This is a genomic window from Leptospira ognonensis, from assembly GCF_004770745.1.
GTDB lineage: Bacteria > Spirochaetota > Leptospiria > Leptospirales > Leptospiraceae > Leptospira_A > Leptospira_A ognonensis.
This window is the reverse complement of record NZ_RQGD01000035.1, coordinates 332,209-349,036: the sequence shown is the minus strand read 5'-3', so window position 1 is coordinate 349,036 and position 16,828 is coordinate 332,209. Positions and strand designations below refer to the sequence as shown.

The following is a 16,828-nucleotide window of genomic DNA, read 5'->3' as shown; positions in this document are numbered from 1 at the left end:
TTGTCGAACAGAAAAAGATTCAATTCCCTTAAGTATTTCGGTCGCCTGTCTGAATTTCTCGTTGAAGTCATTGAGACCGAGCTCACAAAGTCTGGCTTCGAGAGTTTGTCTGCGACTCATTTTGAGATATTAACATATTTAATCCGCAAAAAAGTGCCCGTAAACATGACAAGGATCGCGGAAGCAATCCATCGAAAAAAACCTACGGTAACCATTTTAGTAAATAAGCTCGAAACTTTAAATTTAATACAAAAAGAAAGTTCTTTGGAAGATAAACGAGAATTTATGATTAGCCTGACAAAAAAAGGCAAATCATTTCGAAAGGTCGCACTTAAAATCAGTTCTAAGGTGTTTTCTCTGAAACTTTGGGGAGTGGAAGCAGAAGAATCAGAGCTGTTATTTCAAATATTAGAAAAAATCTATCACCACACCCGCATTAAAACTTAAATTCAGGTCTACGTCCTGCAACAGCGGAGGCAATACCCTCTTTTGCATCTTCAGATTGAAGGCTAGCTAGAGTAGCTGCAATGTCTTTTTTGATCAATTCTTTTCTAAAACTTGTTAACTCTCTAAGATTTGATTTTGTCGCAATCATTGCCTGAATCGAGTTTTTGGAAAGTTTATTTGCATACTTATCTACAGACTCACGAAGTTTTCCCGAATCGTTAAATAGTTCATGAAACAATCCGAGGTCAAGAGCTTCCGTTGTTTTGAATGCATTTCCCCATAAAACATGATCAGAGGCTTGTTTTTTACCGATGATATCGGATAACATAAGTATGATAAAGCTTGGTACACCTATTCCGATCTTCACCTCTGGCAAACCGATTCTCATACCTTCTAGCCCGAATCGGAAATCACAGGCAAGGGCAAGCATAGCACCATAACCCATCGCATGTCCAGATACTTCGGCAATGACAGGTGTCGGATAACTATAGATTTTGTCTAAGATTCCATAAAAATATTTCATAAAATCTTGTAAAATGGCATCTGTCGGGTTATTACTCAGCTGAGCTAAATTCAGGCCAGTTGAGTAAACCTTTTCTCGCTCACTACGTAGTATCAAAACTTTTGATTTTTCTGATGCTGCCTTTTCAAGAGTGGCATCTAGTAATTTAAAAGCTTCTAGATCAAAGCTATTGTTCTCATTAATATCAAGAGAGATAGATTGGAACCCATTTTCGTTTTTATAATGAATCATATTGACCTCAAAGAAAATAATTAGATATCTAACTAATATTTTAAAGGCATATGTTTGATGTAAAGAAGTTTTTTTTACGTATCCGCGCTTAAATATAAACCAATGATTTCTTTGAGTACAGCAAGACCGATTGGCATTGCGTCCTCATCAAAATCGAAATGAGAGCTGTGGTGTGGGTAAATGAATCCTTTTTTTTCATTTCGTGATCCAACAAAAAAATAGCAACCAGGACGTTTCATTAAAAAGGCAGAAAAATCTTCTCCGCCCATTGTCCTTGTATTTTCCTCTGTAAGACAATCCTCGCCGAGGACGTTGGTTCCAGCTTTTCTGACGAGATCTGCCATTTTTGGGTCATTGATCGTCGGTTTGTCGATACGAGTGTATTGAAAGTCGATTTCTGCTCCAAATCCTTTGGCAATCCCGCGAGCTAAATCCTCAAGTTGTTTTGGAAAAAGTTCATAAACGGAAGCAGAATACGTGCGAACCGTTCCGCGCAGCTCAGCGGTTTCAGGTATTACGTTAAATGCATTTCCCGCGTGAAACGATCCGACAGTAACAACACAAGGCTCCAAAGGGTCGACATTCCGGGAAACGATACTCTGGAGTGCTGTTACAATGTGAGAGCCAACTAAGATAGGGTCAATCGTATGCTGAGGAAGAGCCCCATGGCCACTGACTCCTTTAACCGTGATTAAGAATTCATCCACAGAGGCCATCATGGTCCCATTTACGACGCCTAACTTTCCGATATCGATATGATTCCAAACATGAAGCGCAAAACATGCATCTACATTATATTTTTCCAATATTCCTGCTTCGATCATTTTATCCGCACCAGCACCGCCTTCTTCCGCTGGTTGAAAACAAAGCAGGACTCTACCTTTGGGAACTATAGACATCAGAGAATCTTTCAATTCTGAAGCTAGTGCCATCAGTATGCTTGTATGACCATCGTGGCCACATGCATGCATTTTTCCTGGGTTGTGGCTTTTATATTCATGATCGTTCTCTTCAAAAATGGGGAGGGCATCCATGTCTGCGCGAATTAAAATGGTTTTTCCTGGAATTTGGGAATCAAACAGACAAACAATGCCTGTTTCCGCTATTTTTTCTTCGAAAGGTTTCCCTAAGGATTTTAAATGCCTGGCGACAAGACTTGCTGTATCTTTTTCTTCGTATTTCAGTTCTGGATTTTGATGAATCGTTCTTCGATAGCGAACCATCTCTTCTTTACGGTTGGTGATCATAACTTATCTGTCTCTACGCGAGCTCGTTTTTCGACCTCATCCAAAATTTGATAGAGATCCAAACCGTATTTTTCGAAGAGAGAATTTTTCGCTAGTTCATACCTTACAAGGTTGATATTAAAATTAATCTTTGCTTGGGTAATGCCCAATTCAGCTTGAGCAAGAGCATCTAATGCATTCTTTACATTAACGGCAGTAAAACGGCCCTGACGAAATCGACTAAGGAGTCCTTCATAAAATTTCTCACTTTCCAGTTTTGTTTTCTTAAGATCTTGGAGAAGGATATAGCTTGATTGTACGAGCTCGTATCGATTATCTATGTCCTGGTTAATCTCTTGTTCCAATTGTTGGATTTGCAATTCAAGACTTTGGAGATTCACCTGGGCTTCTTTTATGGATGCTTTTATTCCTAAATCCCAAAGTGGATAACTCATTTTGACTTCTGCTGAAACTTGCGGGAAATTATTTAGATAAGATAAACCCGTCTGTTGTCTCGCGATGAAGTTGTCTTGCGGAGAAATGAAATTTTGATTGATAGAGCTGTACCCGACGGTTGCTTTGAGAGAAGGAACATCTTCATCTTGGGCGTTGGCAAGCATCAATTTTGTCATCTCACGTTGTCTCTTTAGGATCAAATAATCGATTCGATGCGCTAAAGCATATTTCTTGTCTTCCTCAAGGTTGAAATTTGTAGGTAGAGTTTCAGTTAAATCTGTAACGCCCGCTATTGAGGAACCTACGTCCACATTTAAAATTCTTACTAAATTTCTTTCAGCTTCGATGCGATCCACTTTTGCTTTTTCGAGAGAGGACTCAGTTTTTAAAAATGCCTGATTCCATTGGTTAATTTCAAAACTTTCGGAAAGACCTAATGCTTGTTTTCTTTTAGTAAGATTACGTATCTCCTCTGTATTCTTTAATACTTTTTCATAAGTTGAAATTTGGGAATCAACAATTCCTAGAGACCAGTAATCAACCAAAACTTTCACGACTAATTGAGTTAGGATGCTTATATAATTTTCTCGGGTAAGTAAGGTTTGGTTCCTTAATAATTTTTCTTTATCCTCTTCTGTGCGTCCAAATCCGTATTTTAATAATTCTTGGGAAAGGGTAAATGAAACTGCTCCCGTATACATAGGTTTTGCGGCTAATGCAGAAAGTCCCGAGGTTAGGGGATTAAAAGGATCCTCAAAAGCATTCGTATCAAATCTGAGAGTAGAAACTTCCGTTTTAAAATAAGTACCCGTTTTAAACTGTTTCTCAATGCCCGCCGATATCTTATCCTGGCTACGTTTCGTTCCTGCAAACAGGTTGTTTCGATTATCAGGAAATATTTGTTTTGCGGATTGAATTCCTGCTAGGGCTCTCCAGGTAAATCGTGATTCATTTTTGAGTTCTGGAGAATCAGCTTTTATGATTTCTAATTTTGCATTTTGGACGATGATGTTGTTTTCAATTACCTGTTCGATTGCTTGGGCAATCGTTAGTCGGAATACCGGTTTTCCACTTTCAGTTTTTGCTGCGGAAGAAGTGGCTCCAGAGGAATACTCCCAATCAGAAGTCCTAAATCTTCTAAATTGTTCCTCCAGTTCCGTATCGGACTCGATTGAAAATGTAAGAAAAAATGACAGAAATAATATTAACCCGTTGGTCAACTTTCGAGGAGAGGAGGGGGGATAATCATTAAATGGAAGATTCACCGAACTTGTTTAAAACCCCTTCTAATCTACAGGAAACGGAAATGCATGCCGACGGGCAAGCCAAAATAGCTATCTATTTCATTCCGCCTTTTGCTTTCTTAGACGGTGGTCCTGATTGAATCTGTGCAATAATTTACCAGATCCAAGAAGGCATGAAAGTAGCGTTTTTAACTATGTGAGTGGGATCGACTTCGCATCTCCCCATAATCGTTCCAGGGAATAATAAGCCCTCATTTCTTCTGTCATGACATGAATACAGATTTCTCCGTAGTCCAGCAGTATCCATCCTGTGGCGTCTTTCGGAAGATCTGTAATGTGATTTCTTCTTTCCGCTAGTTTGAGTGGTTTCATGTACTTTTCGATATCTTTTGCAACGGAACGCCCTTGGGTTTCCGACTTAACTGTGGCGATCACAAAAATCGAAAGATAAGAGTTAACATCCCTTAAATCTAGTGCTTCAATATTCTCACATTTCTTATCTAGTAGGCTTTTCTGAATTTTCTTGAGATGTTCTATGGTTTCTTCGCTAATGGGTGTCATTTTATTCCTTTGAATTTTGAAAATCTTCGCCGAGGACTACTGTCGCATCCAGACCTAGGTCTTTCCGTAAGGCAAAGTAAACTTTCCTTCCTTGAAACGTTTCGGAAATGGTATCGGTATACTGTGTATTTCCAGATCTGTTTAAAATAATACTTTTGTCAAAATTGGAATCCCAAGCATTGTCAACGGACAACACTTTTAGACCTTTATCATTTAACAAGGCTTTGCCGTATCTTGCCAGTCCACTTTTAGAGGTACCATTTAGAATTTCAATACGTGCTCTTTCACCGTCTGAATAGTAGCTTGATCTAACGTCGGAGGAGAATTTGTTAAAAGCAACTTTTACTGTTTCTTCATGTGTCTTAAGTATCTCATCCTTTTTTTTGACTCGGGCAATGGGCTCCGCCGGCAACTCAGAAACACCAAAATGAACTCTATCCTTCTTAAAAAATTCAAAAAACAATTCCCAATCCTTTAACGAGAGATTGTTGTTTATGTGATCGTGTAAGTAGCCAATTTTTTGTTTTGATAGAAGATCGCGTTTTTGGTGAAATGTTTCAAATAGTGATAAAATCGTATTTTCTTGAATCTCTAAACGATGAATGTAAGAAAGTAATTTTCGATCTTCCAGATAAGAAAGAACATCGTAACAGTCCTCCCCATCCAAATTGTAAATCCGATTGACCCTTTTGTATTTTTTGGTGATTCGATTAGACCGAGGTTCAAAAAATAATTCCATTCCCCCAAGCAAATTTACGATTTGATGAAAATTTGTTTCTGTGATCACGATCTTATGCTGAATTGAGTGGTCCAAGGTATCCTCTAGAGACGAATAAATTTCGTCTGGAGCGTCTTTGCCGTAATCTTCCAACGTTTTTTCATCTTCAAATGAAGTTAATGGGTTCACGAAAAATAAAGCAGCCTTCTTCTCCTGATGATAAAATTCTGCATAGAATGAAAATAGATAATCTCCGTTATCTGATATCATACTGATCAGGTAATTTGTTTTTTTAGGCCCGCTTAATTTCAATTCGCTCCCGATGTTGGTTTTGTTTTTTAAAAATAGCGTGAGCATGGCAACGAGTAATACTGCCCCTGCAATCGAAAGGAGTAAAAATGGTTTCTTTTGGTTTACTTGAGATTCTTGTAGCATAATGTTTTATAGTTTAGCTAAGTTTTGATTATAGGTTTCGATTGTTGATTTATGAATTTTACTTTTTGAGTCGAGCAATTGATTTATAGTTTTAGAAGCCTTCAAATAGATTCCAAAATGAAGATTTTTTTCTGTTTCAAGAACCCAGTCTTCTAACTGGTTTTGTTTGAATGCAAATTCAGATCCTAAAAAATCACTCGCGTAAAGGATTTTATCGAGCTCACTCATTTCCACTTTTCCAAGAGTATGAGACCGGATCGCAGAAAATATTTCCTGATTTTGAAAGCCATATTTTGTTGCTAAATAAATTTCAGCACTAAAGGCATGGTATGCTTCTTCAGGTATACCATCAAGTTCGATATCGTGGACATGCTCAAAAAGATTTAAATGAAATTCCTTTTTCTTTTGTTTTGTAATGTCATGTGTAATGCCAGCTAAAAATGCCATCTTGGGGGTATGAAAACCATTAATTGTCGCTAAACGTTCTGCCTGATGCGCAACACGGAGACAATGTTCCCATCTCGTAATTGTTATTTCCTTGGGAACTTCCTGCAGAAAAAATTCAATCCATCTGTCGATTGATTTCATAAAGAAGATGCAAACCATCCGATGGATTTAAGGTAGTCATATGCATCTGAAACCATCCAGTATTTCGCATACTCAATTTCTCTTTCATTTCTTAGTCGCGAAGAAGAAACGTCCCAGAGTTCATTGGATAGAACAATCGATTTATTCTCCAAGACTAAATTTGGAAATTTTATTGGAAGAGGTGATATTGTTTTTCGTCGTAGTATAATGTACCCTTCTAAAATAAAATCGAGATCAAGAAACCTGTGCCATTCCTGTAGTCCAGACAAACTGTCTTCTCCGATACAGAGATGTATGGATTCCTCAGGGTACTCATCCTTTAATACTTCGACTGTATTGAACGTATAACTTGCAGTAGGACGCAGTAATTCAGAATTCCGGATTTCGATTTGTTCATTTAATAGTTCTTGAAATGTCAATTGGCAGAGTTTGAGAATCTCCTGAGAACTAAGAGATTTTTCCTCTTTGAAGGGAGAAATACGATTTGGAAATATGAATATCTTAAAGGCAGACGGAAAGGTTTCCCTCAGTTGTTTCACTATATTGAAATGTCCTAAATGGGGAGGATCAAAGCTACCCCCGTATACGATGATCATTTACTTTCGAATCTGACCATTTCCCGTAACATAAGTAGTCGTTGTTGTTAAATGAACAAGTCCCATCGGTCCTCTTACATGAAGTTTCCCCGTTGAAATTCCTACTTCGGCACCTAATCCAAATTCACCGCCATCATGAAAACGAGTTGAACAATTTACAAAAATGGCTGCGCTATCTAGATTCAGTTGAAATTCACGAATTTCTGTTTCATCCTCGGAAAGTATACATTCTGTATGTCCGGAACTATGCGTTCGAATGAAGTGAAGAGCTTCCTCTAATGATGAGACCATTTTTACACTCAATCTTAAATCCAGGAATTCAGTTTGGTAATCCTCTTCCGTCGCTAATTTACCTTGAGGAAAGATTTTAAGAGCTTCTTCATCTAATAATAGATCAATGCCTGCCTCGTTTAGTTCGCCGAGCAAATCCACGTTGCCGGGGTAATCTTTATGTAAAATTAGATTTTCTAGCGCATTACAAACTCCTGGCCTTTGTGCTTTTGAATTTAGCAGAATGGGTAGAATCAGTTCCTTATTTGCTGATTTCGATACATAAAGATTTGTTACACCTTTGTCATGTTTTACGACGGGGATTTTGCTATTCTGTGATACAAATTTAATCAGAGCTTCACCACCTCGAGGAACGACGATATCAATAAGATCGTCCAATTGAAAGAAGGGGAGCATCGCTTCCCTTTCTGTATTTGTAACAAATACAACTGCAGACTCATCGATTGATTCTGTTTTTAAGGCTTCATGAAACAGTTTACTCAATATGAAATTTGAATGGAAGGCTTCTGAACCTCCGCGAAGTATACAGGAATTTCCAGATTTAAAAGAAAGCGAGGCGATATCTATGATTACATTTGGTCTGGATTCAAATATTGTCATCACCACACCGATAGGCACACGTTTAGTGAGAAGTTCTAAGCCATTTGGCAAGATAACACCACGAACGACTTCTCCCACAGGGTCTGGGAGGGCTTTGATCTCCTCAACACTTTGGATCATATTTTTGATTCGCTTGGGATCGAGTAAAAGTCGATCGAGGAGGGCACTAGATAGGCCTTTCGCACGTCCACTTTCCATATCCTTTTGATTCTCGGTGATGATCGCTGTTTCATTTTCATGAAGAAGAGATGCAAGCTTTGATAAAACTCGGTTTTTGGTCAGCGTGTTTAAGGCTTTGAGTTTCCTGCTCGCCGTTTTTGCACGCACTGCCAATTCTCTTGCTTCTGACATAAATTTTTCTTCCCTCATGGATTTACGTCTCCTCTTTGCTTATCGAAAAAAAACGATTTTGAATTTCTTTTTCATTCAATAGGTGGTGTTGCATCTCTTTATTGGCAATTAAAGTACCAAAGCTAGGATCAAGAAAGAATTTTGAGATTGCATTTTTAACTTCACCGTTGATAATTCCGGTAAAAATTCCGTTTGGTAACAGGAGTTTTGCGGCTTTTAGTTTGGTTGCCATTCCACCTGTACCAGGCCCCGAAGGACCGGTCGCAAATTGCTCCTCTTTTTCAGTCACTTCTTCAAGCAAATCGATTTTAGTATCGTGCACTAGGAAACCATCTACTCCTGTAAGGATGAGAAGTAAATCTGCCCCGACGATGGAAGCTACAATTGACGACAGAATATCATTATCTCCTAAATTGATTTCTTCCGTCGATATAGAATCGTTTTCATTTACGATGGGCAATACACCCCAGTCAAGTAGCTGTCGAAAGGTTGTCTTTAAATTGATAAAATTTCTGTCCTCATTTAAGTCGCGCCTTCCAAATAGAATCTGAGCAATCGGAATGTTAACTCTGCTAAAAAAACTTTCATATATATTAAGCAGGCGGTTTTGACCCATCGCGGCAAATGCTTGTTTCTCGGAAAGTGTTGGTGTAAAAAAAGAACCTTCTTTTTTTATTTCGGAAAATAACTTTTTCCCTTGGGCAATGGCGCCAGAGGAGACTAGAATGATCTCCTTACCCGCATCACGAAGATCTCTAATGTCTCCTGCTAGTCCGAACAAAAAGTCATTGATTTTATCGTTCGATCCTGAGACTCTTGCCGATCCAATTTTGATTACAATCGTTTTGGCATTCTTAATTATTTCTAAATAGTCTTGTCTCGACCGTTTCATTTCATTCTTTCCGAAAAAAAGACTGCATCAATGCGGTCTAGTAAGTAGTCGAGATTGGTTTCCTTATCAGCCGAAATCAAAATGATCTCACCAAACTTTGAATAATTCTGTTTGATTTCCTCCGTGAAAGAAGGATCATCCCAGATATCAATTTTATTGATAACGAGTAAAAAAGGTTTTTCTAAAAGTGTTTCATTATAGGAACCTAACTCGTTACGAAGCATTTCGAGTTCTTCCTCTAGATAGAGATTCCCCCCATCGAAAAGAAACAAAATCCCTTGGACCCTTTCGATATGTTTTAAAAAGGAAAGTCCAAGTCCCACACCCTGAGAAGCGCCTTCGATGATTCCAGGAATGTCTGCGACCGTATAACGGAAACTGTCGTTATCTCTATGAACGACACCTAAATTTGGGGAAAGAGTTGTAAAAGCATAACCCGCGATTTTTGGATGGGCATGGGTTATTTTTGCAAGTAGGGTAGATTTTCCTGCATTCGGAAGACCCACAATCCCAATATCTGCGAGTAGTTTTAATTGGAGGATGATATCAAACGAGTCACCATCTTCTCCTGGTTGCGAAAATCTCGGAGTTTGGTGGGTCGATGATTTGAAAAATGTATTGCCTTTGCCTCCGCGACCGCCTTTGGCAATGACGTATGTTTCGCCTTCTTTTGTGAAGTCGTAAATCAGTTCCATAGTTGTCTGGTCAAAAACTTGTGTTCCAATGGGAACTTTGAGCGTTAAGTCACCGCCATTCTTTCCATGTTTGTCATTTCCTGAACCAGACTCACCATCTTCTGCCGCATACATACGATCGGGTAGATAGTTTTCAAGCGTCATAATGCGAGATTCGGCAATGAGAATTACATCGCCACCTTGACCACCGTCACCGCCATCCGGGCCGCCAAACTCAACAAATTTTTCTTTGTGAAAGTGAACAGCACCTGGACCACCATGTCCGGCCTTTACTCTTATGGGAACTTCGTCTATAAAGCTTGTCATGTTTTCCAATAAAAAAACCCGTTGGAGGTCATCCTCAAACGGGTTTTTCTGGCACTCACACCTTGCATTCGCAGCAAGTAGTGAGGCGTTAGTTTTTCGGGTAAACCGATACTTGTTGTCTTTCTTTAGTTACGTGCTCGAAAGTGACAACGCCATCAGTCAAAGCAAAAAGTGTATGGTCTCTTCCGATTCCGACGTTTTTGCCTGGCTTAAATTCAGTTCCGCGTTGTCTTACGATGATATTTCCAGCGATTGCTAGCTGGCCACCGTATACTTTCACGCCTAATCGTTTCGATACCGAATCACGACCGTTCTTTGTGGATCCCCCACCTTTTTTTGTAGCCATTTTTTACCCCTTTATGATTTCTTCTGAGATCTGAATCGCATTTCCATGTTGGGAGGCTAAGTTTTGGAGGCCGAACCTGACCATCTCACCGATTGTTTGAAAATCAGCTAAATGCTCGCTCTGAACCATAAACCTTAGAAAACCTTCCCTTTTACTTTCTGCTTCCAATCTTTCCTTCCACCCTAGGTAGGAATGAACGGATTGAAGAAGAACGGACACACCAGCGCAGAGGAGATTTTCCCCTTTTTCTCCAAATTCCTTTGGAGCGTGACCTTCTATTTGGAAACCTGCGATCTTACCTTCTTTATAGTATATTTTTGATAATATCAATTAACCACTGATAGAAACTACTTGGAATTTTTGGAGTTGCTGTCTGTGTCCCCAAGCTCGTTTGTAATTTTTACGTTTTTTGTATTTAAAACCGTGGATTTTTTCACCCTTACAGTCTTCAATCACTTTCAAGGTAACTTTCGCACCAGCGAGAGCAGGAGAGCCGATATTGACTTTGTTTTCATCGGAAAGTAATAAAACTTTCGCATCAAAACTATTTCCAACAGCATTAGAAGTCTTATCAGCAACGAAAAATTGGTCAGGAGCAACTTTAAATTGTTTGGCTCCGAGTTCTATAATGGCAAACATATACCTTTCCTAATCTCGAACAAGTGGTTCTTACCAGGATTTCTATGTCTACTAGCTTGTCAATTTTAAATCCACATCGACAGCTGAATGCTTTCCGAATTTTTGGTAAAAACAATGGAAATTCGAAATATTGCTATCATTGCCCACGTTGACCATGGGAAGACCACCCTTACTGATTGTATCTTACGCCATACTGGCGCGGTCACTGCGAAAGAAGACAGAGAACGAATCATGGATTCCAATGCTTTGGAACAAGAAAAGGGGATTACTATCCTCGCGAAAAACACTTCTGTGAAATACAAAAACACACGAATCAACATCGTGGACACTCCAGGCCACGCTGACTTTGGCGGAGAAGTGGAGCGAGTCTTGTCGATGACAGACTGCACGTTGCTCCTTGTGGACGCCTTCGACGGTCCCATGCCTCAGACACGTTTTGTGTTGGGAAAGTCCCTCCAGCTCGGCCACAAGCCCATTGTCGTGGTCAATAAAGTGGATCGTGATGGTGCGAGACCCGCTTTTGCCGTGGATAAGGTATTTGATCTTTTCTCAGACCTCGGTGCTACCGAAGAACAACTCGATTTTCCTATCATCTACGCCTCTGCAAAACAGGGCTGGGCTGTGAATGAGCTTAAAGAAGCTCCAGGGACAGGCATTGAACCTCTCTTAGATAAGGTTCTGGCACATGTTCCGCCCGTAAAGACAGACGACACAAGACCTCTCCAATTCCAAGTTGTTGCTCTGGATTACAATGAATACGTGGGACGTATTGCCATAGGTAAGATGTATGCTGGTACCATTAAAAAAGGCCAGGACGTTACGCTTGCAAAAACGGACGGTAAGACTGCAAATTATAAAATCTCGAAAGTATACGGCTATGAAGGCTTACAAAGATACGAGATAGACGAAGCAAATTCGGGTGATATCGTCGCTATCGCTGGGATCCCTGACATGTTCATTGGAGATACAGTTTGTGATATGGGAAATCCACTTCCTTTGCCTGCGATCCAGGTAGAAGAGCCAACGGTTTCCATGTTCTTTATGATCAACAACTCTCCCTTTGCGGGTAAAGAAGGGAAATTTGTCACGACAAGAAACCTTCGCGAACGCCTAGACAGGGAATTAGAAACAAACGTTGCCTTAAAACTCGAAGAGACCGATGACAAAGACCGATTCAAAATCTTGGGTCGCGGGGAACTTCACCTTTCCATCTTAATTGAGACGATGCGACGTGAAGGATACGAGCTCCAGGTTTCGCGACCAGAAGTGATTTTAAAAACAAATGAGCAAGGCGAGAAAACGGAGCCTTACGAAAATTTGGTGATGGACTTACCTGAAATTTATTCGGGTCAAGTGATCCAAGAACTCAATCGCAGAAAAGGTGAACTCCATGGCATGGAAACACACGCTTCGGGGATCACTCGTGTTGAATACGAAATTCCAACAAGAGGACTCATTGGTTTCCGAGGGCATTTCATCTCTGAAACCAGAGGTGAAGGTGTGATGTCTAGCCGTTTCCTTCGCTATGATAAATACAAAGGCGAAATCCCAGGTAGAAAGAATGGTGCTTTGATATCCATGGACTCAGGAGATGCGACAGCCTATGCGCTTTGGAAAGTGCAGGAAAGGGGTGACCTTTTTATCGAACCACAGGTAGCAGTCTATCCAGGTATGATCTTGGGGATGAATTCTAGAGAATCTGATCTAGAAGTAAACCCTGTGCGGGAAAAGAAGTTAACGAACGTTCGTGCCTCTGGTTCTGACGAAGCGATTCGACTTACGCCACCAAGAAAATTAACTTTGGAGCAATCCATAGAATTTTTAGATGATGATGAACTTTTGGAAGTAACACCACAGAGTTTGCGCCTTCGGAAAAAAGTTTTAGATGCGGCAATGAGAAAAAGATCTGGTGGTGGAAGAAACTAAACTGAGTTTCTAAACCATCATAGACTGTTCTAAAAAAAGCCCAGGGTAGAAATGCCTCGGGCTTTTTTATTATGAATTCGCATATCCACTAACACTGCGCATCGTTACTTGGTTTGCCAGAGCGTACAATCGTTTTAGATAGAGCGCGGTGACCTTATCCTTCGGGTTTACCTTGAGCACCTGATCAAAATATGCCTTGGATTCGCGGTACATCTTCTCATGAAATAATTTGACTGCTTTGTCATAAATTTCTTTTGTTTCCAACTTTGCGGATTTACTTTCCTGCTCGTCCCCGTCCAAAATTTCATAGATCGAAACTGCTTTCATTTTTCCTTTTACTTTCACTCGGTCTAGAAAACGGAAAGAATACGATCCTTCTCTTTTCACTTCCGCAACCGTCTCCTCACTTACCGCAATTTTTGATCCATAAATTTTTGTTAAATTTTCAATGCGAGAGGCTAAATTGACTGTGTCCGAAATGACTGTTCCTTCGAGCCTTTCTTCGGCACCAATGGTTCCGAGCATAAGTGATCCAGTATGGATTCCTATCCCTATTTCAATCGGATCATAGCCACGATTGTTTCGATAGGAATTGTATTCTTTTAAATACAATTGCATCTCAATGCCTGACCTTACTGCATCTATCACTGATTTATCAAAAAGTGCCATCACTGCATCTCCAATGAACTTATCAATGAATCCACGATTCCTTTGGATGATAGGACTCATTCGACTCAGGTAGGAATTGATAAAATTGAAATTTTCTGCGGGCGTCATTTTTTCGGATAGAGTTGTAAAAGCACGAATATCACTAAAAAGGACAGACATCTCTTTTTGGATTTGGTCACCTAACTTTACGTCCAAAATTGATTCTTTTCCTAGATTGGAAAGGAAATCTCTAGGAACAAACCTAGCATAAGACTCAGTCAAAATTTTCTGCATTTCCAGAGTTTTTGCCTGAGCTTCTTCTTTTTCTCTTTTGATAGTGTTGATGCGTGAGGCTAAGGCAAAGGAAAGCAAAACCACTTCCAAACATGACCCTACGTACAATCCATAATCGGTAAAAAAATTGGATTCAATCAGATTCAAAAATTTCATGATCACAAAAAGTCCACTTAAGATTAACATCGTAAAGGCGAGAAGATAATATCTTGCAGGTCGGTACTGACGTAGATAGCTAAAGACTCCTGCATAAATGGCAAGCATGATACTAGGAACGCTAAGGACTATCGCAACGATAATATTAACATTTCTAGGTAAAATGAAAATCAAAGGGAGAAGTAAAAAATTTAAGGCAGCTCCCATTTTTAAAATTAAATTTAACTTTTGGGATAGACCTTTGATATTTAAGAATGATTTTGCAAAGAGTAAGGACATGCTCATACAAATTGAGGAAAAAATTACATAAAGATTTTGCTGCCACCAAGGACTTTCACTCCAAAAGTATTGAAATCCAAGTCCGGTTAACACTAGTTGGATGCCGGAAAGACCGAAGATATATCCTATATAATAAAGATAACTGACATCTTTCACCGAAATAAATATGAACAAGTTGTAGATTAGCATCACAAACATAATGCCAAAATAAAAACCTAGTCCCTGCATTTGTTTGGAATCATGAAGATAAAAATCATCTTGGTTCCAAAGATGGATGGGGAGTATGAGACCTCCCATGGTGCGGATCCTTAGGTAAATGGTTTTCACTTCGCTTGGCTGGAGAGTTATTTTATAAATAAAATTTCGATGAATGGACTTACGAACATGGAAGGGGTAGCTCATTCCCGATCGAAACATTTCATATTCGTTTTCCGTCTCTCCCGAAATCGGATGATAAAAATCCACCTCGTCAATATTATTATAATCAATTTCTAAAATTGATGTCGTAGAATTAGGAGAGCCATTTCTCAAATCAAGTTTTAACCAGTGGCTAAATGAGGTGTGTCCAAAATTTAAAGTCTCTTGTTTGGATGGAACAAAGTGAACATTGGGATGGTTTGCCCTAATGTCCGCGATTGTGTATTTAGAATCTCTGTCTTCGAAAAACGATATGTCTCTCCCAATGAGAGATCCATACTGTAGGTCGGAGACATCTATCGCGAAAATATTTGTTGGAAAAAACAGAAAAGGGAGTAGGTTGAAAACTATGAAATAGCAAAAATTCAGCAATTGATTTAATTTCCTTTCCATCGGATATAGAGATACCAGGCGACTTATCGCTGTTAAGACGCCTGGTGAGAAAACAATACTAGAATCCGAATTTTTTTAACGCATCACCGCCAGGAATTTTTTTCAACTCCTCGCCAATTTTGCCCTTGATTGCTCCCTTAACGGCACCGCCGATCAAATCCGAGAGGGAGCCGATTTCAACTCCCAAGGTGACGGTAGGATTTCTCAAATCACCAGAGGTTTTAAAGGGAATAAAAATTCTCTCATCTTTGATCAAATTTCCTAAAATCTTGTTCCGCAATTCCTTAGGATCGCCCTGACCTTTCGTTGCTTCTTTAATTTTTGCATCGACTCCAGAAATAGATTTTTTAGATTCATCTTCCTCGTATAACATACCCATTCTCATTTCATGGTAATTTGTCGGTATCACGAGAAAGGACCCTTTCTCAATTTGCAGATCATAATTTTTAGAAGGGAAGGTGGGTTCATCCAGGAAGGTTACTTTTCCATCACTGTATGCAATTTTGAATTTCACATCCTTTTTAAGAATTGATTTTTCTTTCAACTTGTCCAATTTTAAACCGGCTTGGTTGAGCAATGGCAATTCTCCTGCTATGGCGTCAAAGGCTGCGAAACCAGAAAGAAAAGAGTTTTCCTCCATTTTTACATTATAAACAACACTCGGATTTACTAAACCCGATTTTTCAACAAACGGTTGCAAGTCTCCATCTGTATCCAAAAGAAATTTAGCAGCTTCTTGTTTGTTTTTACCTATGATCGTAACATCGGCGTCAAAGCCAACTCCAACGTGGTTATGCGAGGATAGATCACTTCCATCGATGTCGATATCAGATAATTTGAAATTCAAATCTTGAACCTTAATCACTTGCCCCGTTTTTTTCATTGTTACTTGAATGTCGCCTTTTTCTGCTCCCACGAGTCCCATCTTGATGGCAACAGGAATATCTTTGGCGGTAAAAGGCTCAGAGGGTTCGTCTTTCGAGGCCCTTCTTTCTTCTTCTGCTTCTTTTTTTCTTTCCGCTATGGCTTCGGGAGTGAGAGCGGGATTTGGTTCGCCATTAACAAGTGCCGGAGATTTAAATAAGGTCGTGAGGTTATTACCGCCATTTTCAAACATGATAAGAGATACTTTTGGCTCACTGATCAAAAGTTTTTTAAGTTCAAATTTTTTCTGTAAAATTCCGATTAGAGAGAGTTTGATATCTGCTTTGCTAATGGAAATGACAGAGGATTTGAGAGGCTTTCTTTCTGGAAGCGGTGTTCCTTTATCAGCCACATCATCACGGTAAGTTAGTTGAATCCCTTCTACTTCGATACTAGAAAGGGCACTAAATAGGTTGATATTGACCTTATCTACATTTGCCCTCACATTGATGGCAGATTCAATTTGTTTTACCAGAAATTCATTGGTTAAAAAACTTCCTGCAAAAACAAGAGCCAATACGAGTACGATGATCAATAGACCAAAGAACCCACCTACGCCGTAGATGATTTTTTTCATGCGATTCTCCTAGATTTTTATATATAAAATGAAAGTAATATCGAAGGAGAATTTTCGGAAGTAAAGAAA

17 protein-coding genes are annotated in these 16,828 nt (G+C 39.4%); 2 read left to right on the top strand and 15 right to left on the bottom strand.

What is annotated here, in order from left to right:
• On the top strand, window positions 1-447 hold the full coding sequence (locus EHQ58_RS14645) for a MarR family winged helix-turn-helix transcriptional regulator (RefSeq protein ID WP_135624632.1): 447 nt from the start codon (window positions 1-3) through the stop codon (window positions 445-447).
• On the opposite strand, the gene EHQ58_RS14640 is transcribed toward EHQ58_RS14645, so the two are convergent.
• From EHQ58_RS14640 to rplU, 13 genes are all read right to left on the bottom strand, one after another.
• The gene (locus tag EHQ58_RS14640; RefSeq protein ID WP_135624631.1) at window positions 437-1,201 is read right to left on the bottom strand and encodes an enoyl-CoA hydratase/isomerase family protein; all 765 of its coding nucleotides are present in this window, start codon (window positions 1,199-1,201) and stop codon (window positions 437-439) included. The genes EHQ58_RS14645 and EHQ58_RS14640 overlap by 11 nt on opposite strands.
• Before the next feature lie 74 nt (window positions 1,202-1,275).
• Window positions 1,276-2,448, bottom strand: coding sequence for a M20 metallopeptidase family protein (locus tag EHQ58_RS14635; RefSeq protein ID WP_135624630.1), 1,173 nt, complete (start codon window positions 2,446-2,448; stop codon window positions 1,276-1,278).
• Window positions 2,445-4,148: a TolC family protein gene (locus EHQ58_RS14630; RefSeq protein ID WP_246047373.1), complete on the bottom strand. Its 1,704-nt coding sequence runs from the start codon at window positions 4,146-4,148 to the stop codon at window positions 2,445-2,447. The genes EHQ58_RS14635 and EHQ58_RS14630 overlap by 4 nt, the downstream gene beginning before the upstream one ends.
• Window positions 4,149-4,319: 171 nt before the next feature.
• On the bottom strand, window positions 4,320-4,688 hold the full coding sequence (rsfS, locus tag EHQ58_RS14625) for a ribosome silencing factor (protein ID WP_135624629.1): 369 nt from the start codon (window positions 4,686-4,688) through the stop codon (window positions 4,320-4,322).
• A 1-nt stretch (window position 4,689) separates the two neighbouring features.
• Window positions 4,690-5,841, bottom strand: coding sequence for a LytR C-terminal domain-containing protein (locus EHQ58_RS14620; protein WP_135624628.1), 1,152 nt, complete (start codon window positions 5,839-5,841; stop codon window positions 4,690-4,692).
• 6 nt (window positions 5,842-5,847) lie between these two features.
• Window positions 5,848-6,429, bottom strand: a complete 582-nt coding sequence (gene yqeK / locus EHQ58_RS14615) for a bis(5'-nucleosyl)-tetraphosphatase (symmetrical) YqeK (protein ID WP_246047372.1) — start codon at window positions 6,427-6,429, stop codon at window positions 5,848-5,850.
• The gene (locus EHQ58_RS14610; protein ID WP_135624626.1) at window positions 6,426-7,025 is read right to left on the bottom strand and encodes a nicotinate-nicotinamide nucleotide adenylyltransferase; all 600 of its coding nucleotides are present in this window, start codon (window positions 7,023-7,025) and stop codon (window positions 6,426-6,428) included. The genes yqeK and EHQ58_RS14610 overlap by 4 nt, the downstream gene beginning before the upstream one ends.
• On the bottom strand, window positions 7,026-8,285 hold the full coding sequence (locus tag EHQ58_RS14605; protein WP_135624625.1) for a glutamate-5-semialdehyde dehydrogenase: 1,260 nt from the start codon (window positions 8,283-8,285) through the stop codon (window positions 7,026-7,028).
• Window positions 8,286-8,289: 4 nt separating this feature from the next.
• The gene (gene proB / locus EHQ58_RS14600; RefSeq protein WP_135624624.1) at window positions 8,290-9,159 is read right to left on the bottom strand and encodes a glutamate 5-kinase; all 870 of its coding nucleotides are present in this window, start codon (window positions 9,157-9,159) and stop codon (window positions 8,290-8,292) included.
• Window positions 9,156-10,160, bottom strand: a complete 1,005-nt coding sequence (obgE, locus tag EHQ58_RS14595; protein WP_135624623.1) for a GTPase ObgE — start codon at window positions 10,158-10,160, stop codon at window positions 9,156-9,158. The genes proB and obgE overlap by 4 nt, the downstream gene beginning before the upstream one ends.
• Window positions 10,161-10,248: 88 nt before the next feature.
• On the bottom strand, window positions 10,249-10,506 hold the full coding sequence (rpmA, locus tag EHQ58_RS14590; RefSeq protein ID WP_135624622.1) for a 50S ribosomal protein L27: 258 nt from the start codon (window positions 10,504-10,506) through the stop codon (window positions 10,249-10,251).
• A gap of 3 nt (window positions 10,507-10,509) precedes the next feature.
• Complete coding sequence (locus tag EHQ58_RS14585; RefSeq protein ID WP_135624621.1) at window positions 10,510-10,836, bottom strand: ribosomal-processing cysteine protease Prp; 327 nt, start codon at window positions 10,834-10,836, stop codon at window positions 10,510-10,512.
• Window positions 10,837-11,145, bottom strand: a complete 309-nt coding sequence (rplU, locus tag EHQ58_RS14580; protein ID WP_135624620.1) for a 50S ribosomal protein L21 — start codon at window positions 11,143-11,145, stop codon at window positions 10,837-10,839.
• Between the two features lie 114 nt (window positions 11,146-11,259).
• Here rplU and typA point away from each other — a divergent pair, with 114 nt between their 5' ends.
• On the top strand, window positions 11,260-13,071 hold the full coding sequence (gene typA / locus EHQ58_RS14575) for a translational GTPase TypA (RefSeq protein ID WP_135624619.1): 1,812 nt from the start codon (window positions 11,260-11,262) through the stop codon (window positions 13,069-13,071).
• 69 nt (window positions 13,072-13,140) lie between these two features.
• On the opposite strand, the gene EHQ58_RS14570 is transcribed toward typA, so the two are convergent.
• On the bottom strand, window positions 13,141-15,237 hold the full coding sequence (locus tag EHQ58_RS14570) for a 7TM diverse intracellular signaling domain-containing protein (RefSeq protein ID WP_246047371.1): 2,097 nt from the start codon (window positions 15,235-15,237) through the stop codon (window positions 13,141-13,143).
• A 79-nt stretch (window positions 15,238-15,316) separates the two neighbouring features.
• Window positions 15,317-16,759: an AsmA family protein gene (locus EHQ58_RS14565; protein WP_135624617.1), complete on the bottom strand. Its 1,443-nt coding sequence runs from the start codon at window positions 16,757-16,759 to the stop codon at window positions 15,317-15,319.
• Window positions 16,760-16,828: the final 69 nt, after the last annotated feature.